The 18,405-nt window shown below is 36.7% G+C and carries 21 protein-coding genes; 12 read left to right on the top strand and 9 right to left on the bottom strand.

Translation table 11 applies throughout. The features are described from left to right. Positions 1 to 117: 117 nt before the first annotated feature. Complete coding sequence (locus tag FG27_RS13445; RefSeq protein ID WP_037319944.1) at positions 118 to 1,515, bottom strand: S1C family serine protease; 1,398 nt, start codon at positions 1,513 to 1,515, stop codon at positions 118 to 120. Positions 1,516 to 1,652: 137 nt separating this feature from the next. Here FG27_RS13445 and dapF point away from each other — a divergent pair, with 137 nt between their 5' ends. The 4 genes from dapF to FG27_RS13465 all read left to right on the top strand — a co-directional run bounded on the left by dapF (position 1,653) and on the right by FG27_RS13465 (position 4,887). After that, positions 1,653 to 2,447, top strand: a complete 795-nt coding sequence (gene dapF, locus FG27_RS13450; RefSeq protein ID WP_037319946.1) for a diaminopimelate epimerase — start codon at positions 1,653 to 1,655, stop codon at positions 2,445 to 2,447. Next, positions 2,435 to 2,959: a GNAT family N-acetyltransferase gene (locus tag FG27_RS13455; protein WP_037319950.1), complete on the top strand. Its 525-nt coding sequence runs from the start codon at positions 2,435 to 2,437 to the stop codon at positions 2,957 to 2,959. Before dapF ends, FG27_RS13455 begins: the two co-directional genes overlap by 13 nt. Beyond that, on the top strand, positions 2,959 to 4,002 hold the full coding sequence (gene mltG, locus FG27_RS13460) for an endolytic transglycosylase MltG (protein ID WP_037319953.1): 1,044 nt from the start codon (positions 2,959 to 2,961) through the stop codon (positions 4,000 to 4,002). Before FG27_RS13455 ends, mltG begins: the two co-directional genes overlap by 1 nt. Before the next feature lie 213 nt (positions 4,003 to 4,215). Further along, positions 4,216 to 4,887, top strand: coding sequence for a hypothetical protein (locus FG27_RS13465; RefSeq protein ID WP_037319955.1), 672 nt, complete (start codon positions 4,216 to 4,218; stop codon positions 4,885 to 4,887). Here FG27_RS13465 and FG27_RS13470 read toward each other — a convergent pair. Genes FG27_RS13470 through dnaA form a run of 3 tightly spaced genes read right to left on the bottom strand, consistent with a single transcriptional unit; the run spans position 4,884 to position 7,524 of the window. Beyond that, the gene (locus tag FG27_RS13470) at positions 4,884 to 5,609 is read right to left on the bottom strand and encodes an SAM-dependent methyltransferase (protein WP_037319957.1); all 726 of its coding nucleotides are present in this window, start codon (positions 5,607 to 5,609) and stop codon (positions 4,884 to 4,886) included. The two genes, FG27_RS13465 and FG27_RS13470, sit on opposite strands and share 4 nt — an antisense overlap. A 5-nt stretch (positions 5,610 to 5,614) precedes the next feature. After that, positions 5,615 to 6,085 carry a low molecular weight protein-tyrosine-phosphatase gene (locus FG27_RS13475; RefSeq protein WP_037319959.1) on the bottom strand — a complete coding sequence of 157 codons (471 nt, stop codon included), beginning with the start codon at positions 6,083 to 6,085 and terminating at the stop codon, positions 5,615 to 5,617. Between the two features lie 11 nt (positions 6,086 to 6,096). Then, the gene (dnaA, locus tag FG27_RS13480) at positions 6,097 to 7,524 is read right to left on the bottom strand and encodes a chromosomal replication initiator protein DnaA (RefSeq protein WP_037319962.1); all 1,428 of its coding nucleotides are present in this window, start codon (positions 7,522 to 7,524) and stop codon (positions 6,097 to 6,099) included. Between the two features lie 205 nt (positions 7,525 to 7,729). Here dnaA and FG27_RS13485 point away from each other — a divergent pair, with 205 nt between their 5' ends. Continuing rightward, a complete protein-coding gene (locus tag FG27_RS13485) occupies positions 7,730 to 8,125 on the top strand; it encodes a thioesterase family protein (protein ID WP_037319964.1) in 396 nt (131 codons plus the stop codon). A 174-nt stretch (positions 8,126 to 8,299) separates the two neighbouring features. Here the strand turns inward: FG27_RS13485 and FG27_RS13490 are convergent, their stop codons facing one another. From FG27_RS13490 to ribD, 4 genes are all read right to left on the bottom strand, one after another. Next, entirely contained in the window at positions 8,300 to 8,914 is a 615-nt protein-coding gene (locus tag FG27_RS13490; RefSeq protein ID WP_037319967.1) for a YigZ family protein, read from the bottom strand. A 202-nt stretch (positions 8,915 to 9,116) separates the two neighbouring features. Further along, complete coding sequence (locus FG27_RS13495) at positions 9,117 to 9,989, bottom strand: EamA family transporter (protein WP_037319969.1); 873 nt, start codon at positions 9,987 to 9,989, stop codon at positions 9,117 to 9,119. Then, positions 9,986 to 10,594 carry an HAD family phosphatase gene (locus FG27_RS13500; protein ID WP_037319971.1) on the bottom strand — a complete coding sequence of 203 codons (609 nt, stop codon included), beginning with the start codon at positions 10,592 to 10,594 and terminating at the stop codon, positions 9,986 to 9,988. The genes FG27_RS13495 and FG27_RS13500 overlap by 4 nt, the downstream gene beginning before the upstream one ends. Then, positions 10,587 to 11,624, bottom strand: coding sequence for a bifunctional diaminohydroxyphosphoribosylaminopyrimidine deaminase/5-amino-6-(5-phosphoribosylamino)uracil reductase RibD (ribD, locus tag FG27_RS13505; RefSeq protein ID WP_037319974.1), 1,038 nt, complete (start codon positions 11,622 to 11,624; stop codon positions 10,587 to 10,589). The genes FG27_RS13500 and ribD overlap by 8 nt, the downstream gene beginning before the upstream one ends. A gap of 28 nt (positions 11,625 to 11,652) precedes the next feature. On the opposite strand from ribD, the gene FG27_RS13510 reads away from it, so the two are divergent. The 7 genes from FG27_RS13510 (at position 11,653) to FG27_RS13540 (ending at position 17,365) form a co-directional block, all read left to right on the top strand. Continuing rightward, positions 11,653 to 12,138, top strand: a complete 486-nt coding sequence (locus tag FG27_RS13510; RefSeq protein WP_037319976.1) for a GNAT family N-acetyltransferase — start codon at positions 11,653 to 11,655, stop codon at positions 12,136 to 12,138. Positions 12,139 to 12,368: 230 nt separating this feature from the next. Beyond that, positions 12,369 to 13,214, top strand: coding sequence for a peptide chain release factor N(5)-glutamine methyltransferase (gene prmC, locus FG27_RS13515; protein WP_037319978.1), 846 nt, complete (start codon positions 12,369 to 12,371; stop codon positions 13,212 to 13,214). A gap of 183 nt (positions 13,215 to 13,397) precedes the next feature. Continuing rightward, positions 13,398 to 14,003, top strand: coding sequence for a TIGR00730 family Rossman fold protein (locus FG27_RS13520; RefSeq protein WP_037319981.1), 606 nt, complete (start codon positions 13,398 to 13,400; stop codon positions 14,001 to 14,003). Between the two features lie 10 nt (positions 14,004 to 14,013). Next, complete coding sequence (locus FG27_RS13525; protein ID WP_037319984.1) at positions 14,014 to 14,682, top strand: VOC family protein; 669 nt, start codon at positions 14,014 to 14,016, stop codon at positions 14,680 to 14,682. Positions 14,683 to 14,696: 14 nt separating this feature from the next. Continuing rightward, positions 14,697 to 16,691: an NAD-dependent DNA ligase LigA gene (ligA, locus tag FG27_RS13530; RefSeq protein ID WP_037319986.1), complete on the top strand. Its 1,995-nt coding sequence runs from the start codon at positions 14,697 to 14,699 to the stop codon at positions 16,689 to 16,691. A 70-nt stretch (positions 16,692 to 16,761) separates the two neighbouring features. Continuing rightward, on the top strand, positions 16,762 to 17,070 hold the full coding sequence (locus FG27_RS13535) for a type II toxin-antitoxin system RelE/ParE family toxin (protein ID WP_231563329.1): 309 nt from the start codon (positions 16,762 to 16,764) through the stop codon (positions 17,068 to 17,070). 10 nt (positions 17,071 to 17,080) lie between these two features. Next, positions 17,081 to 17,365: an addiction module antidote protein gene (locus FG27_RS13540; RefSeq protein ID WP_037319990.1), complete on the top strand. Its 285-nt coding sequence runs from the start codon at positions 17,081 to 17,083 to the stop codon at positions 17,363 to 17,365. Positions 17,366 to 17,437: 72 nt separating this feature from the next. Here FG27_RS13540 and FG27_RS13545 read toward each other — a convergent pair whose 3' ends face one another. Beyond that, on the bottom strand, positions 17,438 to 18,346 hold the full coding sequence (locus FG27_RS13545; RefSeq protein ID WP_037319993.1) for a bifunctional UDP-sugar hydrolase/5'-nucleotidase: 909 nt from the start codon (positions 18,344 to 18,346) through the stop codon (positions 17,438 to 17,440). Positions 18,347 to 18,405: the final 59 nt, after the last annotated feature.

The raw sequence follows: 18,405 nt of genomic DNA on the forward strand, positions 1-18,405 counted from the left end.
GTGTGTTTTTAAATAATGGCGCAAAAGTATATATTTCAAACGTTTTCGTAAAGAAAATTTTGCATAAAAAAACTCCCTGATAATTAGGGAGTTTTCATCGCTAGGTCACACGGTCTCTTAACGCCATACCATGCGTTGTTTTTCGCCATTTTTATCTATAATACTAATGATGATAGATTCTGAAGGATTCTTTTTTCTAATAATGCGTTCTACATCCTGTACATTGTAGACTTTCTTATTATCTATTGCGGTAATTACAATTCCTACTAGTTCTTCAGATGGTAATTCAGGGGATAGGGTTCGATAAATTTTCACCCCATTTTCAGCATCCAAGGCTTGTAATTCTTCTTTGCTGGCATTTGAAACTTCAATTTTTATTGATTCTATAGCGTAGGTTTCAAACTTAGAAAGCGTTACATTAACTTGTTTTTCCCTACCGTCTCTAAGAAAAGTAACTTCAATTTCATCATTAGGTCGCTTTGAATTTATATAACCGGTTAGGTCAGAAAATTTATTAATAGCTACATTATCTAATTTTCTAATAATATCTCCTTCTTTTAAACCAGCTTTTTCAGCTCCGCTTCCGTTGGTAACCTCAGCAACTAACACTCCCTGGGATGTTTTTAGTCCAAATTCCTCGATAATACGAGCGTTAATCCCGGTGCCTTTAATACCTAAAATTCCTTTTTGAACATTACCATATTCCATAATATCTTCCACGATCTTTCTGGTATTATTAGAAGGAACGGCAAAAGCGTAACCTACGTAACTTCCGGTTTGTGAAGTAATAGCAGTATTAATTCCTACTAACTCTCCGTTTATATTTACCAGCGCACCACCGCTGTTTCCGGGATTTATTGCGGCATCTGTTTGAATAAAAGACTGTGGCGTTGCATCATACATATTTAAATCTCTGGCAGTAGCACTAATAATTCCTGCGGTTACGGTAGATTTTAAATTAAAAGGATTTCCAACTGCTAAAACCCATTCCCCTAGTTTTACATTATTAGAATCTCCAAAGGGAATATAATCTAAATTTTCAGCTTCAATTTTTAATAAAGCAATATCTGCAGTTTCATCGGTGCCTATAATTTCTGCAGTGTAAGTTTTGTTATTGTTTAAGGTAACTTCTACCTCATTAGCTTCTCTAATCACATGGTTGTTGGTTACTATATAGCCATCGGGAGAAATAATAACTCCAGAGCCTGCACCCTGAAGGGCTTTTCCGCCGCTGTTATTTCCGTAAATAAAATCTCTCATGGTTCTGGGACCTCTAAAAACGGCTACATTTTTCACGTGCACAACTCCGTTTACCGTATTTTCAGCTGCTTCTGTAAAATCGGCATTTGTGCCATAAATATTACCTGAGTAATTTGCCGGAATTACCTTTGCGGCGCTATTGGAGACCGGTGGTAATTCCTCTAACGTTTCAGCTTCAAAAAACATTTTATAGCTTCCTAAGGTGAGTGCGCCTCCCAGTATAGAAACGAACAGTAATTTTGATAAATCTTTCATTTTTTAAATAGGATTTTTATAAAATTCAACTTTAAAAATATAATATTAGTATATGGGTTATTTAATTTTAACTGCCATTTAACACGGCAAAAAATCGTGTTATTTATGGTATATTTGTAGTCCTTAAAATTTACGTAATGAAAATTCCATTTTATAAATATCAGGGTACCGGTAACGATTTTGTGATGATTGATAACCGCGAAAAATTAATATCCAAAAATAATACCAGATTGATCAAAAGATTATGTGACCGTAAATTTGGGATTGGTGGTGATGGATTAATACTTTTAGAAAATCCTGAAATTGAAGGAGACGATTTTAAAATGGTTTATTTTAATGCTGATGGTAATGAAAGTAGCATGTGCGGTAATGGCGGGCGCTGTCTTGTAGCTTTTGCTAAATTTCTGGGAATTATAGAAAATAATGCAAGTTTTACCGCGATAGATGGACCTCATAAGGCAAGTATAAGTGAGCACGAAGTAAGTTTACAAATGCAGGATCTTTCTGAAATAAAGCAATTAGGGAATAGTGCCTTTTTGGATACTGGATCGCCACATCACGTTATTTTCACTAAGAATGTTGCCGATTTGGATGTGAAAAAAGAAGGGGCGGTAATTAGATATTCAAATGATTATGTTGCAAATGGAGGCACCAACGTAAATTTTGTTGATATGCAGGAAGATAATACTTTCCTGGTGAGAACTTACGAAAGAGGAGTGGAAGACGAAACACTTTCCTGTGGTACAGGGGTGACAGCAGTTGCTTTAGCGGCACACGCCTCTGGAAAAGCCACAGCTAATACTATTAAACTCATTGTTCCTGGTGGAGAATTGTCAGTTTCATTTAAAAAGGAAAATGAAACCTATACTGATGTTTGGTTAACGGGACCGGCAGAACAGGTTTTTAAAGGCGAAATAGTATGTTTAGTTTAAAAGGCGATAAGGTTTACCTGAGAGCCCTGGAACCTGAGGATCTGGATTTTGTTCACACCGTGGAAAATACCGAAGATTTTTGGGAAATTAGCGCTACTCAAACACCCTATTCCCGGTTTATGATTAAGCAATATCTTGAAAATGCACATCGTGATATTTACGATATTAAACAGTTGCGTTTGGTGATATGTGACCTTAAGAATAGGGAAGTAGGTCTCATAGATATCTTTGATTTTGAACCTAAAGATAGAAGAGCTGCCATTGGTATTCTAATAGCCGAAGCTTCTGAACGTGGAAAGGGATTTGGTGCAGAAGCTCTTAAACTTGTTAGTGATTATTGTTTTAAGCATCTTGCCATGCACCAGGTTTATGCGAATATTACCTCCGGCAATGAAACCAGCCTAAAGCTTTTTGAAAATCAGGGTTTTCAAAAAGTGGGCGTAAAAAAGGATTGGACATACTCAGGGGGCCAGTTCAAAGACGAAATTCTATATCAATTGATCAGTAAATAATGTACTTTAAAAAAATATTTTTGGCTATTGCCATTCTTGGCCTTATAGGTCTTTCCATTTTTAGTTATTATATCTACACCAGCATTTTCTCAGCAAACACAAGCTTCTCAGAAAAGGAGAAATTGGTTTATGTACCTACAGGAGCAAATTACCAAACTGTTATTGATAGCCTTCAGCCTTATATTGATGATATGGAATCTTTTGATTTGGTTGCCAGAAAGAAAGGATATGCTTCAAATATTAAGGCGGGTAGATATAGCTTAAAGTCAGGGATGAATAATAATGAATTAGTGAATGCTTTACGCCGCGGGAATGTTCCGGTTAAGTTAACTTTTAATAATCAAGAGCGTTTAGAAAATCTAGCCGGAAGAATCGCCGTGCAAATTGAAGCTGATAGTACTGCCTTAATAGAAGCATTTAAAGATGAAGATTTTTTAGCGGAAAACGATTTTACTGAAGCTGAAGCTTTGGCGATGTATATTCCTAATCAATATGAATTTTACTGGAATACGTCTGCTGAAGAATTTAGAAGTAAAATGAAGCGGGAGTATGAACGTTTTTGGACCGAAGAAAAGATTCAAAAGGCTGAAAAAATAGGGCTTAATCCTAAAGAAGTTTCAACCATAGCGTCTATTGTGCATAAGGAAACAGCAAAAGTAGATGAGCGTCCCAAGGTTGCCGGTGTTTATATGAACCGCTATAAAAATGGCTGGAAACTGGATGCAGATCCTACAGTTATTTATGCGGTAAAACACGAAACTCAAAAATGGGACACCATTATAAAAAGAGTACTGTATAAAGATCTTGAATTAGATTCTCCTTATAATACTTATAAATACAAAGAATTGCCTCCTGGCCCTATTTTTATGCCAGACATATCTGCAATAAATGCGGTTTTAAATTACGAAGATCATAAATACTTCTATTTCGTAGCAGATGTTCAAAATTTCGGTTATCATAAATTCGCGGAAACTTTAGCGCAGCATAATCGAAATAAGCAGGAATATGTGCGTTGGATTAACAAGCAGGGCGTAAAAAGATAAAAAAATTTTCATCTCCAATTTATTAAGAAACCGCTAACGCCTTTAGTATCGGTTTCTTATAGGCTTGTTAAGCTAAAATCAAACTTTATAATTTGCTTAACAGCTTGTTCTTCAGATTTTTAAAATTTGTTGTACATTTGCACGGCAAAATTGAAGGGGGCGTAAGCTTAATTTTTTTAGCCCAAACCATTAACCTTTCAGAAACAAAATGTAATGAGAAGGAAAATTGCAAAATTTTCAATCTTGCCTGTATTCGCAGGCTGTATGTTTTTTAGTTTTTCAACGAAAAAAGCTGCAAATCTGGAAATTGAAGGTTATTCAACTTCCAATCTTGATCTAAACTATACCGTGGCTCTTTTGGAGGAAAGCGAATTAGCAAAAGATCAAAGCCTTGAAAGGGCGTTACCTGAACTGGGAAAGTCCTATGTTGGTTTTAAAGAAGCGCTGGGTTTTAAAGAATCCCGTGGAAATTATCAAACAATTAATGAGTTTGGCTATATGGGTAAATACCAATTTGGAATTGGCACCCTGGAACTATTAGGGATTTATAATGGTGCCGAATTCATGAACTCACCCGAACTACAGGAAGCTGCATTTTATACTAATGCTTCCAGAAACAAATGGATATTAATTCGTGATATTGCTCGTTTTGAAGGCCAGGTTATTAATGGTGTGGAAGTTACAGAATCAGGAATTCTTGCCGCTGCTCACCTTGCAGGACCTGGGAGTGTAAAGAAATACTTACGAAGCTGGGGAGCGCAGTCTTTTAGCGATGCCTTTGGAACTTCTATAAGAAATTATATGAAGAAATTTGGAGGCTATGATACCTCTTTTGTGCAGCCGGAGAAAAATCCAAGGGTGAATATAAAAGCTTATAGAGCTTAGATTTCTTTCTGAAATATAAATATAGCAGGCCTCTTATGGAGGTCTGTTTTTGTTTTACTCCAGTCAGAAACCGGTTTAGTTACAATGTATTCTGTAGGTAAAGTTAAATCACAAGCCACAGAAAGCCTGGTGGATGGATGTAAAAGCTGAAGAAAGTCTTCTAATAGCTTATTATTTCGGTAGGGGGTTTCAATAAAAATTTGGGCTTCCTGTTTTTCTAAAGAAAGCCTTTCTAAATCTTTAATTTCCTTTTTTCTCTCTTTTTTATCTATGGGCAAGTAGCCATTAAAGGTAAAACGCTGGCCGTTCATTCCACTACCCATCATTGCTAATAAAATTGAAGAAGGTCCCACTAATGGGATTACTTGAATACCTTCATTGTGGGCGATTTTTACAATTTCAGCACCGGGATCTGCAACGCCGGGGCAACCGGCTTCACTCAATAAGCCTATATTCTTTCCTTCTTTACAATCGTTTAAAAATGAAGGAATTTCTGAAGTTTCAGTGAATTTATTAAGATGAAAAAATTGAAGTAGAGATTGCTGTTTCTCCGGTAACAGTTTTTTTATATGTCGTCGTGCTGTTTTTTCATTTTCAGCGATATAAATATCCAAAGTTTCCATAATTTCTTTTACCTGTATAGGTAAAACCTGCATTGGGTTTGCAGCTCCCATAGTAGTGGGGATTAAATAAAGTTTTCCGGAATATTTGAAATCTGACATTTAACTTAGGCCTTATTTTCTTCTTTTAACTGCTGGGCGATCTTCTCACAGGCTTCATCCAGCATTTGGTATACATTTTCAAACCCTTGATCGCCGCCAAAATATGGATCTGGAACATCTACGTTTTCGGCAGGGAAAATTTCATCGAGAATCAATTGTACTTTAGCTCGATCGTCGTCATTTCTAGCAAGAGCGATCACATCTTTAAAATTCTGATTATCCATCACATAAATACGATCGAATTTATCAAAATCTTCCTTCTGGAATTGTCTTCCGCGTTGGTAAGTAATATCCAGGTTATTTTTTTTCGCCACTGCAATAGATCTTGGATCGGGAGAATCATCTATATGGTAATCTCCAGTTCCAGCCGAATCCACAAAAACCTTAGATTCGTCTATTTTAGATTTCAAAATACCTTCGGCAAGCGGTGATCTGCAAATGTTGCCTAGGCACACCATCAATACCTTAGTCTTCATAACATGTGCGTTTATATAGTGAGTTTCTTGTTGAGGTCTTCAACAAATTTTTTGAATTGCTTATCGGTGGTAGCTAAATTATCAACCGTTTTGCAGGCATGTAAAACCGTCGCGTGGTCGCGTTTTCCTATTTGAGAACCAATGCTCGCTAAAGAAGCTTTTGTAAATTTCTTTGCGAAGAACATAGCTAATTGCCTGGCTTGTACAATATGTCTTTTACGTGTTTTAGACTGCAAAGTTTGTACATCCATTTGGAAATAATCACTTACCACCTTCTGAATATAATCTATAGAAACTTCGCGTTTGGTATTTTTCACGTAGTTGTCTACAATCTTTTTAGCAAGTTCTAAAGTGATGTCTTTTTTGTTGAAAGAAGAGTGGGCGATCAGCGAAATAATAGCGCCTTCCAGTTCACGAATATTCGTTTTAATATTATTAGCCAGAAACTCCACAATCTCTTCTGGCATTTCTACACCGTCGCGATAAAGTTTGTTTTTAATAATAGAAATTCGGGTTTCAAAATCTGGATGTTGCAATTCTGCAGAAAGTCCCCATTTAAATCTTGAAAGCAGGCGTTGTTCAATATCCTGCATATCTACCGGTGCCTTATCACTGGTTAGAATTACCTGTTTTCCGTTTTGGTGTAAATGATTAAAAATATGGAAGAAAACATCCTGAGTTCCTGCTTTTCCGGAAAGTAATTGGATATCATCAACAATTAAAACATCAATGATTTGATAGAAATGAATAAAATCGTTTCTATTATTTTTCTTAACTGATTCTATGTACTGCTGGGTAAATTTTTCCGCAGAAATATATAAAACAGTTTTCTCTGGATATTTATCCTTTATTTCAACGCCAATAGCATGAGCAAGGTGTGTTTTTCCTAAACCTACCCCACCAAAAATAAGCAGTGGATTAAAAGAAGTTCCTCCCGGTTTATTGGCCACAGCTAATCCTGCCGATCTTGCTAATCGGTTGGAATCTCCTTCCAGGAAATTCTCAAAATTGTAACTAGGGTTAAGCTGAGATTCGATCTTTACATTTCTAATTCCAGGAATTATAAAAGGATTCTTTAATTCAGGGTTTCTGTTTTTTATGGGAACATCTACTTCCTGGGAAGCCATGTTGCTACGCTGGGTACTCGGAATTTTCTCGGTAAATGGCATTTTATTACCATAGGTATTTTCCATTTTGATCACATAGACCAATTTGGCTTTTTCCCCTAATTCTTTGGTTAATGAAACTTTTAAAAGTTTAACGTAATGTTCTTCCAGCCACTCGTAAAAAAACTTTGAAGGCACCTGAATGCTCAGTGCACAATCCGTAAGTTTTACTGCTTGTATTGGTTCAAACCACGTTTTGTAAGCCTGTGGAGTGATGTTATCTTTGATAAAAGCCAGACAGCTATTCCAAACTGATTGCGCAGTTTTTGACATGCTTTGCGTTGTATTATTTTAGATTAGTAGTGGTTTATAAGCAGTTAAAAGATATAGGGGTCTTTCAACTTGAGTGGAACAAATATGTGAACAAATTATGTAATAAAAAAACCTGTTTGGGGTTGAATTTTAAGAAAAATTTATGCATACTTAAATCCGATTATGAAAGTACAAAACCTCATCCACTTAAGCTGTTAAATTAAATATGAAAAGTCACGAATCTTTTGTTAAAGTCCGTTATGCGGAAACCGATCAAATGGGTGTTGTACACCACGGGAATTACGCACAATACTTCGAAATAGCCCGTCTTGACTGGCTTTTGGCACTTGGGATATCCTATAAATCTATGGAGGAAAACGGGGTTATGTTACCGGTTTATGAACTCAATACAAAGTTTTTAAAGCCAGCAGTTTTTGAAGACGACCTTAAGATTGAAGTAAAATTAAAAGAGCTTCCATCGGTAAAAATTACTTTTGAATATTTAATTTATAATCAAAACGAAGAATTACTTACAAAAGCATTTACAACCCTCGTTTTTATGGACGCTAAAACCAAAAAACCAATACGTTGCCCACAGTATATTTTAGATAAGTTGACGTAGAGGTGAGGTTTATATTTTTAAATCATTCCGTCATCCTGAACTTGTTTCAGGATCTGAGCTGTTTAGAATTATTTCAGGTTAGAAGAATCCCGAAGTTGAGTTGGGATAAAGTCTGAAACGAGTTCAGCTTGACGATATGTGTCATTGAATTTCTTCAAGTATTTTACATATCATTTATTCCTCTAATTTTTTAATCCCCACCTTATACGTTGAGTCAAATTTTTCAAAAATAGTTTCGGCATCTTTTTTCCTTACCGAAATATAGATCTTACAATCCAGTTCCAATTTTTGTTCAATAATATTAAGATTGTTTTCCTTTATTAATCGCATCACAATATTCATTTCAGGATAGTCGAAACTGATCTCGAAAAGCTCGTCTATGGTTCTCTTAACGATATTGGCCTCTTCAAGAGCCATTTGTGCTGCGGTCTTGTAGGCATTTATAAGTCCGCCCACACCAAGTTTTACACCGCCAAAATATCTCACAACCACAATTAGAATATTGGTGACTTCAAAAGATTGAATTTGACCATAGATTGGCATTCCGGCGGAGTTGGAAGGTTCGCCATCGTCGTTGGCGCGATATTGAATATCGGTTTCAGATTTTCCAAATTGCCAGGCATAGCACCAATGTCTTGCTTTATGGTGCTTCGTTTTTAATTCTTGTAAATGAATATTTGCTTCTTCTTCTGTCTTAACCGGAAATGCATAGCCGAAAAATTTTGAATTTCGGTCTTTGAATAAGACTTCAGGAGAAGCTTTGGTTATGGTTTTATAGGTGTCTTTCATTATTGCTGATATTGAATTTATAATATGAAGAACCGCTCATTAAATGAAAAAATAAATTACACATTATTCCTATACCTATAAGGTGAAAAAATAGACCTTGCAGGAGGAGCCTTCCTGCGAGGTTTTTGTAACCTCGTAGGTATATTCATTAAAATTTATTTATAGACAGGTTTTAGAAAACTGTGTAGCTTTTGCGATAAAACTACTGGCTACTCGCCACCAAAATAATACTTATCACAGCTAGTGCAATTCCAATCCAGTTTTTCTTTAAGAGAACCTCTTTAAAAAGTACGATTCCCAATATGGTTGATGCTAAAACAATTCCCACGTGGTTTAAGGTAAAGATCACCGAATTTTCAAATCCCGGAGATCGCAGTGCCATTACTAAAAAATAGATCGAAAAATAATTGGGAATTCCCAGTGCGATTCCTCCGGCTATGTTTTTCCAGGTGATCTTTAATTTGCCTAAAACTGCCTGGCCAATTAAAATAGCTGTTCCAATAATACCGGCGATTCCAAAAATACTGGAAGAGAAAAGGCCAACATCGGTTTCAGAAACATAGAAATTTTCAAGGTAGTTTATCGTGGTGTCGATAATCCCACTGCCCACGAAAACCAGTAAAGGAAATATTAGATTTTCTTTCTTTATGCTAATTCCTTTTTTCGTTTTAATGGAACTTAAATAAACCGCCGCGAGTGCTAGAATAATTCCGGTGACTTTTAAAAAACCCAGACTTTCATTATAAATAAAAATTCCGAAGAAAACAGGAATCGCAACCGACATTTTGGTAGCTACTGAAACCACCGAAAGTCCACTGCGTTGGGTGGTAATTGCTGCCAAATTAAAAACCGTAATAAAGAGTGCTCCTAAGATCAGCGTTCCTAAAAACCATTTTTCTGAAGGGATTCTCACAATATCATCAACACTTTCTATATAGCCAAAAAAGCCTACGATACAGGCGATAAAATAGTTAACGATAATGGCTTGCAGCGTATTTACCCCGTATTTTTTATAGAGCCTAAATACGATGAAAATAACTGTAGAAGAAAGTATGCTAAGTAGCAGGTAAATCAAAATAATTCCTTTTTGGTGGTAAATAAATCAATGACATCTTCACGGGTAGGTTCAATATTCCAGGTATGAAAACCTAAATTTTCAGCTGCTTCCGTATTTTCTTTGGTGTCGTCTATAAAAAGACATTCTTGCGGTTTTAGGCCGTGTTGTTTTAGTACGAGCTCATATATTTCAGCATCGGGTTTTCTAAAATTGATCTCGTGTGAAAGATAAAAAGCATCAAAACAAGCTTTAAAATCTTCAAAAAACGATACGTTTTCTTTTACCCAATCAATATGAATTTCGTTGGTGTTGCTTAAAAGAATTAATTGATAATTTTTTTCTTCGGAAATTTTCTTTAAAAACTGGTAACGATATTCAGGGAAATCTATTAAAATCGCGTTCCAGGAATTTTTGAAATGTTCTGGTTCAAGCTGAGAATGTTCGCTCTGATAAGATTTTACAAATTCTGCCGATGAAATAAGCCCTTTTTCATATTGCTGGTTGATATTCAATAAACTTTCTGAAAGTTCTTCGATTTCATATTTATTCATTTCGCGCATCGTGGCCGGTTTGTCCAGGTTGATGAATACGTCTCCAAAATCGAAAATTATGGTTTTAATCATTCTTGTAAATCTTTAAATTATCCCGCTCCAAATTAATTTCTGAAAGTTTAATTCCTGAAAATCGCGGTGCGTTTATTCCCTCATGAAATTCAGAAATTCCGGTAAAGACCCTCGCTTCATCCCAAAGATTTGCGTCAATAAAAGTCTGAAGCGTTTTTGCACCTCCTTCAATTATAACCGATTGTAAATTATGACGGTAAAGTACCTCGCAAATTTGTTGCGCTAGTTCCTGTTGAAAATCTAGCTTTTCAAATACTAAATTATCTCCTGGTTTTTTTTCATTTTCGGTTAAAACAATGGTTTTTATACTGCCATCAAACAATGCAGATTTCTGCGGAATTTTTAATTCTTTGTCTATCACTACCCGCACAGGGTTTTTGCCATTCCAAAGCCTTATGTTTAGTCTGGGATTATCAGCAATGGCTGTATTGGTGCCCACTAAAATGGCCTGTTCTTCACTTCTCCATTTATGCACCAGTTGTTTAGAATAATGATTCGTGATCCAAACCGGCTCGCGTTTTTCCTGGACTTTTGGAGCGATAAAACCATCGGCGGTTTGGGCCCATTTCAAAATAATATAAGACCGTTTCTTTTGATGAAAAGTAAAAAAACGTTTGTTGAGATCCTGGCATTCTTTTTCCAGAATTCCCACCTGAACTTCACACCCGGCTTCCATCAATTTTTTAATGCCACGACCGGCAACTTTAGCAAAAGGATCTACTGTGCCAATAATCACTTTTTTAATGCCCTTAGCGATAATTAGATCGCTGCAAGGCGGCGTTTTTCCAAAATGACTGCAGGGTTCCAGACTCACATAGATGGTAGATTTCTTTAAAAGCGATGCGTCCTTAACCGAATTTACCGCGTTTACCTCGGCGTGTGGAGCTCCAGCTTTTTGGTGCCAGCCTTCGCCAATAATTTTGTCTTTATCAACAATTACGCTGCCTACCAGCGGATTGGGATAAGTAGCTCCCAGTCCGTTTTTGGCCAGTTCAATACAGCGTTTTATATATTTTTCGTGTATATTCACGCCTCTAAAATAGGATTATTTACCAAGAATGAGCACGTTAAAAATACGGGAAATTCAACCCGAAGACAATCAACAAGTTGCCGAAGTAGTAAGAACGGTTTTGGTAGAAATGGGCGTTCCTAAAGTCGGCACCGCCTATGAAGACAAAGCGCTGGACGATATGTATGCGACTTACCAGAACCCACGAATGAATTATTTTGTGGTGGAAGAGAAAGGAAAGATAATTGGTGGCGCCGGTATTGCACCATTAATTGGACTCGAAGAAAAAATATGCGAACTGCAAAAAATGTATTTTCTGCCGGAAGCTCGTGGCAAAGGTCTTGGCGCGCAAATGATGGATACCTGTCTTAAATTCGCCAAATCCCAGAATTTTAAACAATGTTATATTGAAACCCTGCCTTATATGGAAAGCGCACGGAAACTTTACGCACGTAGCGGCTTCAAATCTTTAGAAAAACCCCTTGGAGACACCGGTCATTACAATTGTACGATGTGGATGATTAGGTATGTTTGAGAAGTAGGAGTGAATAGTGAAGGGTGAATAGTGAAGGGTTAAGAGTGAGGAGTCTTCTTTTACGTTTTTGCGAGAGGGGGAAGAACGCGGCGATTTTTTGTTTTTAATCAAGAGAAAAGAGTAGAGAGAAGAGAAAAAAGATTTGAGAAACAAGAGATAAGATTCAGGAATTTGGATTTTCCTCAAACTGACAACTCACAACTGATAACCGACAACCGACAACCGAAAAAATGAAACTAAAAGCCCAAAAAGAAATTTTTACTAAATCGCTGGAAAATGAATATCCTGTGGAAGAAGTGAATTCTTTTTTCTTTATGCTAACAGAAGCTTTTTTCAAGATCAATAGGTTAAATCTTGCTTTAAATCCTGAGCTTGAAATTGATAAAAGTCAGTTTGAGAAACTAGAGTCAGCCTTAGCGCGTTTAACAAACCACGAACCCATTCAGCATATTATTGGGGAAACAGAGTTTTTCGGATTGATTTTTAAAGTTGATCGAAACGTATTAGTGCCAAGACCAGAAACCGAGGAATTGATTGAATGGATTTTAGAAGACTTTTCCGAATTGGAATCTGGGCGAATCCTAGACATTGGAACGGGGAGTGGTTGCATCGCTATTGCCCTGGCGAAAAATCTTCCGGAAGCTCAAATTTCGGCTATAGATATTTCTGAAAAAGCCCTGGAAATCGCAAAAATCAATGCAGAAATTAACCAGGCCAAGATTAATTTTATTCAGGAAGATATTTTAAAAACTAAAGCTCTAAATGGGAACTGGGACATTATTGTCTCTAATCCGCCCTACGTTAGGGAACTGGAAAAAAAGGAAATGCACCGAAATGTTTTAGAATACGATCCACCTACTGCATTATATGTAAAAGACGAAAATCCTTTAATTTTCTATGAGAAAATCACGAAATTGGCCAAAACCGCTTTAAATCCAGACGGAAAAATCTATTTTGAGATCAACCAATACCTGGCAGAAGAAACCGAAAAGATGATGCAGAAATATGGTTTTAATACCGAATTGCGAAAAGATCTTTTTGGAAATTTTAGGATGTTAAGAGGTGAGATAAACTAATCCTGCGAGTTTCTTTTAACCTCGTAGTTATTTTAGCAGGAAAATTGTAAAATATAGAATCAGGCTTGTCAAAAGACATTCGCCACGAATACACGAATATTTTTAGGTATAAGAATACTTAAATCTTTTGTCACTTCGAGCGCAGTCGAGAAGTCTGGTTTGCAAATAAAAATCTATTATGTTTTGAAAAATAACAATAAAAACCAACTTAAAAGCATTGCCGTTTTTTGCGCAAGCAGCGAAGGTAATGATGAAAAAATATTCACCGAATCTTATCGATTAGGAAAGGTTTTAGCCCAAAAAAAAATTAAACTGGTTTTTGGCGGAAGTAAACTTGGTTTAATGGGGCAGGTTGCTGCCGGTACTCTTCAAAACGGAGGAGAAGTTATTGGGGTGATTCCAGGTTTTTTAAAAACCAAGGAAGTGGTCCATACCGAATTGACAGAGTTGATCACTACCAAAGATATGCACGAGCGCAAGCTCAAGATGCACGAATTAAGCGATGGATTTATCGCCCTGCCCGGGGGATTTGGAACTTTTGAAGAGCTTTTTGAAATCGTAACCTGGGGCCAATTAGGGCTGCATCAAAATCCAATTGGATTGCTAAATATCAATGGATTTTACGACGATCTAATCGCGATGCTTAAAAACATGGTGAGAAAAGGTCTGCTGCGAAAAGAGAATTTTGATCTTTTACTTATTGCTGAAAATATTGAGGAAATGCTGGAAAAAATGTATAATTTTAAACCTATGCCGGTTCCCAAATGGATGAATAAAGACCAGACCTAAAAAAGACGTTATGAAAATCCATAAACTTGAAATTTATTCCGATAATATCAAGGAACAACTTCGGTTTTACCGGGACCATTTAAATTTAAATATCACCGATTATTCCGAAGAACATTTTGAAGTTGAGACCGGGTATTCTACCATAAAATTTCAGCAAAAAGAAAATGCAACAGCTTACCATATCGCCTTTCATATTCCCGATAATCAACATAACGAAGCCCTGGATTGGATTAAAGAACGACTACCGGTTTTAGAAGGTAATGGGCAGGAAATTGTAGATTTTATGGCGTGGAGTGCAAAATCGCTTTATTTCTATGACAAGGATAAAAATATCATAGAATTCATCTCCCGCGAGAGTTTCAGTAAACCGGAGTCGGCATTGTTTTCAGAAAAAAGTGTTTTGGGAATTAGTGAGGTAGGCCTTGTAACAGAGAACATTCAGGAGAAATTCGACTTTCTAAATTCAAATTTTCAGTTAGAAAAATATGATGGTGATTTTGAACGTTTCTGTGCGATAGGTGATGACGAAGGTTTGCTTATTACCATAAACCAAAAACTTAAAGATTGGTTTCCTACAGATGATAAAGCCTATAAATCTGAATTTAAAATGGAATTTACGCACCAGGGAAAAAAGCATTCCCTTGTTTTTGAAAACGATCAACTAAAAGCCCAGCAATAACTTACCAGCCTTTTATGAGTACCGAAGAAAAGATCAAGCAATTACGCGAAGAATTACACCACCATAATTATTTATATTATATCGAGGATAAGCCCGAGATCAGCGATTACGATTTTGATATGAAGCTGAAAGAATTGCAGGAGCTGGAAGAGAATAATCCTGAATTTGATGATCCTAATTCTCCCACGCGCCGTGTAGGTGGTGCAATAACTAAGAATTTTGAGACCGTAGTTCACGATTATAGAATGTACTCCCTTTCCAATTCATACTCTAAAGAAGAGTTGGAGGACTGGGAAAAGCGAATCGAGAAATCTATTGGTGGTAAAGTACAGTATGTTTGCGAGTTAAAATACGATGGAGCTTCTATTAGCCTGACTTATGAAGATGGTAAATTAAAACGCGCGGTTACCCGTGGGGATGGTTTTCAGGGAGATGATGTTACCAATAATATAAAAACTATAAGATCTGTTCCTTTAAAGCTGAAGGGCGAATTTCCGCAGAAATTTGATATTCGAGGTGAAATTGTTTTGCCTTATGAAGGTTTTACAAAAATGAATGCCGAAAGGGTAGAAGCCGGGGAAGAACCTTATGCTAATCCGAGAAATACCGCTTCTGGAAGTTTAAAACTCCAGGATAGTGCTGAGGTTGCCAAAAGACCTTTAGATTGCCTGTTGTATAGTTTGGTAGCCGATAGTTTACCGGTGAAATCTCAGTTTGAAGGCCTTGAAAAAGCCAGAGATTGGGGTTTTAAAGTTCCACCGGAAGCCGAGTTAAAAGATAGTATTGCTGAAGTGCTCGATTATGTAAATTATTGGGACCAGCACCGCCACGATTTGCCTTATGAAACCGATGGGGTTGTGGTGAAAGTAAATAGTTTCGATCAGCAGGATGAATTAGGCTATACCGCCAAATCTCCACGCTGGGCAATGGCTTATAAATTTAAAGCCGAACAGGAAAGCACCAAATTAAATAAGATCACCTACCAGGTTGGGAGAACAGGAGCAATTACGCCCGTAGCAAATCTTGAACCGGTACAATTAGCCGGAACAACGGTGAAGCGTGCGTCTTTGCATAATGCCGACCAGATTGAAAAACTTGATGTTCGCGAGGGAGATATTGTTTTTGTCGAAAAAGGTGGCGAAATTATTCCGAAAATCGTAGGTGTTGATTTCACTCAAAGAGATCCTGAAACCCCGGAAACAAAATATGCCGAAACCTGCCCTGTATGCGATAGTGAATTAATTAGAAAAGAAGGAGAAGCGCAGCATTACTGCCCTAATTATAATGGTTGCCCACCGCAAATTATAGGGAGAATTCAGCATTTTATTTCCCGAAAAGCGATGGATATTGAAGGTCTTGGTGGCGAAACCGTTGCTTTGTTGGTGAATGCTAATTTAATTACCAATTATGCCGACCTCTATACACTTAAAAAGGAAGATATTCTTCCATTGGAACGAATGGCAGAGAAATCGGCAGAAAACCTTATTAATGGAATTGAAAAATCTAAAGAAATTCCTTTTGAACGAGTTTTATTCGCGCTTGGGATAAGATATGTGGGTGAAACCGTAGCTAAAAAACTCGCAAAACATTATAAAAATATAGATGCTTTGGCTTCGGCTTCAACCGAAGATCTTACAGAGGTTGATGAAATTGGAGAACGCATCGCCGAAAGTGCAACCGATTTCTTTGCTTCTGAAGAAAACAGGGAAATCGTTCAGCGTTTAAAGGACTACGGACTTCAATTAGAAATTGCTGCAGAAGAACTGGAAAACCAGAGCGATTTACTTGAGGGCAATACTTTTGTGATTTCCGGGGTTTTTGAGAAAGTTTCCAGGAATGAACTCAAGAAAATGATTGAAGACAACGGAGGGAAAGTTTCGGGTTCCATTTCAGGAAAAACCGATTACCTGGTTGCAGGCGAAAATATGGGCCCAAGTAAATTGGCAAAGGCAGAAAAACTAGGAACTAAAATTGTGAGCGAAGACGAATTCCTGGAGATGTTATCTTGAGTCTGCATACCCTTTAAAAACTTCATTATTAGAAATCTGAATTCAAAAAATTATATACTTTTGTATCTAAGTGAATACACTTAGAAGAATGTATTTTGTAGAGAAAATAGTAGAATTTGACAAGTGGTTAAGCAAATTAAAAGATTTGAGGGCAAAATCTAAGATTTTGTTCCGAATCCAGAAACTGGAAAACGACGAACACTTTGGAGACTGTAAACCTGTTGGAGATGGAATAAGTGAGCTGAGAATTAATTATGCGAAAGCTTATAGAATATATTTCAAGGAAAGAGATGGGAAAATTATTATTCTGCTGATTGGCGGTGATAAATCAACCCAACAAAAAGACATCGAAAAGGCAAAAAAATTTGGAGCAAATTAAAAAATTAAGAATGGAAACATCAAAATTTGATATTTCAGATTATTTGGATAGCAACGAAATGATTGCCGAATATCTTAACTCTGTTTTAGAAGAAGGGGATACTTCAGATTTAATTATTGCATTAAGGCATATTTCAAAGGCTATCGGAATGACAAAAATTGCTGATGAAACCGGGTTAAGTCGTCCTAGTATATACAAAGCTTTATCTGATGGGGCAAAACCACAATTTTCAACAATAATGAAAGTTTTAAAAGCTGTTGGCGGACAAATTAAAATAAACCCGATTTCAAATTAGATGCAACCCATTATCACTTCAATTCTTACATTCAAAAATTAAGTAAGATCTTTTTTGACTTTTGAAAAATCGCTAAACCTCAATCTTGACTCCGTTTGTTTCAATATTATTTTTATCATCTAAATAAAAATCAATTCTTCCCAGGTAAAGTCCGTAGCAACCCACCTGGTTCACTAAAACTTTTTTACCGACTTTGTTGGTTTCCACAGTTGGTTTATCCAAAAAAGTATGAGTGTGACCGCCAATAATGAGATCTATATTTTCGGTGGTTTGCGCTAGTTTAATATCAGAAATCTTATCGCTGCTGTATTTATAGCCTAAATGCGAAAGGCAAATAACCAGGTCGCAATTCTTTTCCTCTTTTAGAATTCGGCTTTGATCCTGCGCAATTTCTATAGGATCCAGGTATTTTGTTTCCTTATAAAGACTGTCGTTTACCAGACCTTTTAACTCAATTCCCAAACCAAAAATGCCAATTTTTACTCCGTCTTTGGTGAAAATTTTATGATCGTGGGTATGCCCGTCCATCACCGTATTACTGAAATCGTAATTGGAAGAAATAAAATCGAATTCGGCGTGTGGAAGTTGCGCATATAAGCCATCTATCCCATTATCAAAATCGTGGTTTCCTATGGTAGCCGCATCGTATTTCATTTTACTCATCAGCTTAAACTCCAGTTCGCCTCCATAGAAATTAAAGTAAGGCGTCCCCTGAAAAATATCCCCGGCGTCTAATAATAATGTATTGGGATTTTCATTTTTAATCTGCTGAATTAAAGTCGCTCGCCTGGCAACACCTCCCATATTAGGATTCCTGGAATCATCAGGGCCAAAAGGTTCTATATGACTATGCACATCGTTGGTGTGTAAAATGGTAATGTGCTTTTTATAATCAGGTTTAAAAGAAAGTGAACTTAAGCCACCAATTCCTATAAAAGCGGTTGCTGCTGAGGTTTGTTGTATAAAATTTCTTCTTTTCATCTTCTTACTCGATAATCGAGATTAAATACTCCGAGGCTTGCCTCGAAATCAAATTATAT

Source organism: Salegentibacter sp. Hel_I_6 (assembly GCF_000745315.1).
GTDB lineage: Bacteria > Bacteroidota > Bacteroidia > Flavobacteriales > Flavobacteriaceae > Salegentibacter.

Bases quoted from the DNA above. Each gene is read 5' to 3' on its own strand.
- dapF (WP_037319946.1), top strand. From the start codon at position 1,653: ATGAAAATTCCATTTTATAAATATCAGGGTACCGGTAACGATTTTGTG.
- FG27_RS13485 (WP_037319964.1), top strand. From the start codon at position 7,730: ATGAAAAGTCACGAATCTTTTGTTAAAGTCCGTTATGCGGAAACCGAT.
- FG27_RS13455 (WP_037319950.1), top strand. From the start codon at position 2,435: ATGTTTAGTTTAAAAGGCGATAAGGTTTACCTGAGAGCCCTGGAACCT.
- FG27_RS13465 (WP_037319955.1), top strand. From the start codon at position 4,216: ATGAGAAGGAAAATTGCAAAATTTTCAATCTTGCCTGTATTCGCAGGC.
- FG27_RS13500 (WP_037319971.1), bottom strand. From the start codon at position 10,594: ATGATTAAAACCATAATTTTCGATTTTGGAGACGTATTCATCAACCTG.
- dnaA (WP_037319962.1), bottom strand. From the start codon at position 7,524: ATGTCAAAAACTGCGCAATCAGTTTGGAATAGCTGTCTGGCTTTTATC.
- FG27_RS13490 (WP_037319967.1), bottom strand. From the start codon at position 8,914: ATGAAAGACACCTATAAAACCATAACCAAAGCTTCTCCTGAAGTCTTA.
- FG27_RS13540 (WP_037319990.1), top strand. From the start codon at position 17,081: ATGGAAACATCAAAATTTGATATTTCAGATTATTTGGATAGCAACGAA.
- FG27_RS13445 (WP_037319944.1), bottom strand. From the start codon at position 1,515: ATGAAAGATTTATCAAAATTACTGTTCGTTTCTATACTGGGAGGCGCA.
- FG27_RS13510 (WP_037319976.1), top strand. From the start codon at position 11,653: ATGAGCACGTTAAAAATACGGGAAATTCAACCCGAAGACAATCAACAA.
- FG27_RS13525 (WP_037319984.1), top strand. From the start codon at position 14,014: ATGAAAATCCATAAACTTGAAATTTATTCCGATAATATCAAGGAACAA.
- mltG (WP_037319953.1), top strand. From the start codon at position 2,959: ATGTACTTTAAAAAAATATTTTTGGCTATTGCCATTCTTGGCCTTATA.
- FG27_RS13470 (WP_037319957.1), bottom strand. From the start codon at position 5,609: ATGTCAGATTTCAAATATTCCGGAAAACTTTATTTAATCCCCACTACT.
- FG27_RS13545 (WP_037319993.1), bottom strand. From the start codon at position 18,346: ATGAAAAGAAGAAATTTTATACAACAAACCTCAGCAGCAACCGCTTTT.
- prmC (WP_037319978.1), top strand. From the start codon at position 12,369: ATGAAACTAAAAGCCCAAAAAGAAATTTTTACTAAATCGCTGGAAAAT.
- FG27_RS13475 (WP_037319959.1), bottom strand. From the start codon at position 6,085: ATGAAGACTAAGGTATTGATGGTGTGCCTAGGCAACATTTGCAGATCA.
- ligA (WP_037319986.1), top strand. From the start codon at position 14,697: ATGAGTACCGAAGAAAAGATCAAGCAATTACGCGAAGAATTACACCAC.